This is a genomic window from Leptospira alexanderi serovar Manhao 3 str. L 60 (assembly GCF_000243815.2).
In the GTDB taxonomy this organism is placed as follows: domain Bacteria; phylum Spirochaetota; class Leptospiria; order Leptospirales; family Leptospiraceae; genus Leptospira; species Leptospira alexanderi.
This window is the reverse complement of sequence record NZ_AHMT02000012.1, coordinates 107,501-110,000: the sequence shown is the minus strand read 5'-3', so window position 1 is coordinate 110,000 and position 2,500 is coordinate 107,501. Positions and strand designations below refer to the sequence as shown.

General features: G+C 43.9%; 4 protein-coding genes (2 of these 4 cut by a window edge). All 4 read right to left on the bottom strand.

All coding sequences use genetic code 11. From position 1 onward, the window contains the following. Tightly spaced (each overlapping or abutting the next), the 4 genes in view from batC to LEP1GSC062_RS03775 form a layout consistent with a single transcriptional unit that may run on beyond the window. Positions 1-229, bottom strand: partial view of a TPR repeat-containing protein BatC gene (gene batC / locus LEP1GSC062_RS03790; RefSeq protein WP_010576360.1) — the start only. 476 nt of this gene lie to the left of the window's left edge; the window shows 229 of its 705 coding nt (coding positions 1-229); it begins with the start codon at positions 227-229; its stop codon lies beyond the left edge, outside the window. Then, complete coding sequence (batB, locus tag LEP1GSC062_RS03785; protein ID WP_020983455.1) at positions 226-1,269, bottom strand: VWA domain-containing protein BatB; 1,044 nt, start codon at positions 1,267-1,269, stop codon at positions 226-228. Before batB ends, batC begins: the two co-directional genes overlap by 4 nt. Further along, on the bottom strand, positions 1,266-2,204 hold the full coding sequence (gene batA / locus LEP1GSC062_RS03780; protein ID WP_010576362.1) for a VWA domain-containing protein BatA: 939 nt from the start codon (positions 2,202-2,204) through the stop codon (positions 1,266-1,268). Before batA ends, batB begins: the two co-directional genes overlap by 4 nt. Beyond that, positions 2,201-2,500, bottom strand: partial view of an LB_053 family protein gene (locus LEP1GSC062_RS03775; RefSeq protein ID WP_020983461.1) — the final stretch only. The gene runs 570 nt beyond the window's last position; 300 of the gene's 870 nt are visible here — the last part of the coding sequence; its start codon lies off the right edge, out of view; the stop codon is at positions 2,201-2,203. The genes batA and LEP1GSC062_RS03775 overlap by 4 nt, the downstream gene beginning before the upstream one ends.

The following is a 2,500-nucleotide window of genomic DNA, read 5'->3' as shown; positions in this document are numbered from 1 at the left end:
ACTTGAATTCCGCCGCGCCACGATTGAATTCCAATCTGGAATCCTCCGGAAAATAAGACTCCGCTTCCTGATACATCTTCAAAGAGTCGAGATATTCTCCCTGATTGTAGTATTCCAGTCCTTCGGCGATCCGATTCCCTCCCGGATCCAATTCGATCGCAAACAAGGAGCCGACAGAAAGAAAACAAATCAGAATCATTAAATATTCTAATATACGAATTCGTTTCATATTCTAACTTCCGATTTCCGTTTAGAAAACAGGAAAAATTCCACCAAAATCCAATCCAATAATAGAAAAAAAATCGCCATAAACAAAAATTTACCGGAACCTTCCGCACGTTTCAAATCCTTCCTTCTGGAATACAGATTCTCTTCCAAAGAAAAAATTTCCTTTTGAAAAGATGTTATGTCTGGAGGATTTGAATCCAAGGAATAAAATGTCCCTTCGTTTTTATCGGCCAGATCTTTTAAAAAAGTCCGATTCATCTTGGAATGTATGATTCCGGGAGAATTTAAGTCCGGCGTCAGAGTTCCGTCCTTCAAAAGAAAACCTTTTAAACCAGAATTTTCGTCGTTATAAGCGATCGGCCCGCCCGCCTCCGTCCCGGCCGCCCACACTTGAAAACTGGCCGGAAAAGAAACAGGATCGGGATCGTTTTGATCTTCCCCGTCCGTCACCAGAATCAAAATTCGATTCCGAAAAACTTTTTCGGATTCGAGCAGTACCTCCGCTTTCAAGAAAGCCCGATTCAAATCCGTCCCCCGGTCTCCGACCATGTCCACATCCAAACCGCGCACGTAGTCCGAAAAGGCGGAAACGTCCGAAGTCATCGGACAGTATAAAAACGGATTCCCGGCAAAGACGATCATCCCGAACCGATTTCCGGAAAGAGCAGGCAACATACGTAACAACACTTCTTTGAATTTTGCCAATCTAGTCGGAGGACTATCGATCGCTTGCATGGAAAGGCTTACGTCCACTAGGAAAAGTATATCGACTCCTTTGAAAGATTCCTTCTCTTTTTCGTCCTTGGTTTCCGTTTTTAGACCGCTAAAAAAGAAACATACCAAGGCCGCAAAAATTAACAGAATTCTCGCAAACACAAAACGAGTATCAGGAAAAGAGGAAGTCCTCTCCAAACCGGGATAAAAAATTTTCCATTCTCTTATTTTATAAATTAGGAATATTCTAAGTATAGAATATATGATCCACACGAATACGAGGGCGAAAAATAGGTTTTTTAGATAAGCGGAAAACTCGTGATTCATACGTAATACCTGAGAAAAAAAGCCCGTAACATCAGATCCAAAAGTAAAAGGGCAAGGGCTCGGTAGAGCCAAATCTCATACTCGGTTTCCCGAATTTCTCGAGGAGGGGCCTGCAAAGGATCTTTTTCAAGAGAATCGATCGAAGCAAGAACCGCTTTCATTTCCTCCGGATCTTCCGCCCGAAAAAACTTACCGCCTGTGCTTGCGGAAAGTTCTCGCAGGATCTCGAAATTGATTTCGTAAGAACCGTCTTCTTTTCCGATTCCAACAGAATAGATTTTTACACCGATATGTTCCGCAAGATCCGTCGCAGTTACCGGATCAATTTTACCCGTATTGGAAACTCCGTCCGTGATCAGCACGATCACTTTAGAGCGAGCTTGGGAAGCTCTCAATCGATACGTGGAAAGTATGATCGCGTCTCCGATCGCAGTCCCCTGCTCCGCCACGGTCTCCTCTTCGATCGTTCCTAAAATTTCGTTCAGGGATTCCCGATCGCCCGTAAGAGGAGCTTGCAAATACGCCGCGCCCGCAAAAACGACCAGCCCTAAACGATCGTTTTTTCTTTTGTCGATAAATCTTCGAAGTAACTTTTTGGAAACGCCGAGTCTTGTCGCCGGAAGAAAATCTCGACTTCGAGACATGGAACCCGAAACATCCAGGGCGATCATGACATCGACTCCTTGTTTTTCATCGGGAAGAAAAGTCGTTTTTTTACCCGGTCCAGCAAGAGCAACAACAACCAAACTGATCGCGATCGGGCGAAGTACAGGCAAGAATTTTCCGAAATCCTCGAGCTTGGAAAGTGCTCCCCCCCTTCTGCCGGGAAGTCGAACCTCCATCTTCCTTAAGTACATTTTGTTTTTGTAATATACAAACGCCCAAACCCAAATCGGAATCCAAAGGAGAAATGCGTAAGGATATTCAAAACTCATTTCTTATCCCAAATCCCTTGCCAGTGTAGAAACTTTTTTTTCGCCTCTTCCTTGGATAAAAACGTGCTTTCGGGTCTAAATTTTTTTTCGGTTAAATACAACCTCCAGAACTGAAGTTCTTGTTCTTCGAACGGAAATTGATCGTACAAAAAACGAAAGAGTTCCGCCTCGGTAAAAGCGGAAGTTTTTCTTCCGGAAAGGCTCGCGGACTTTTCACGGATATAACCGGATAATAACCGAGCAAAATCACGCGCAGGGACCGACTCCTGTTTCAAAAGTTCGTTCAATCGAATTTC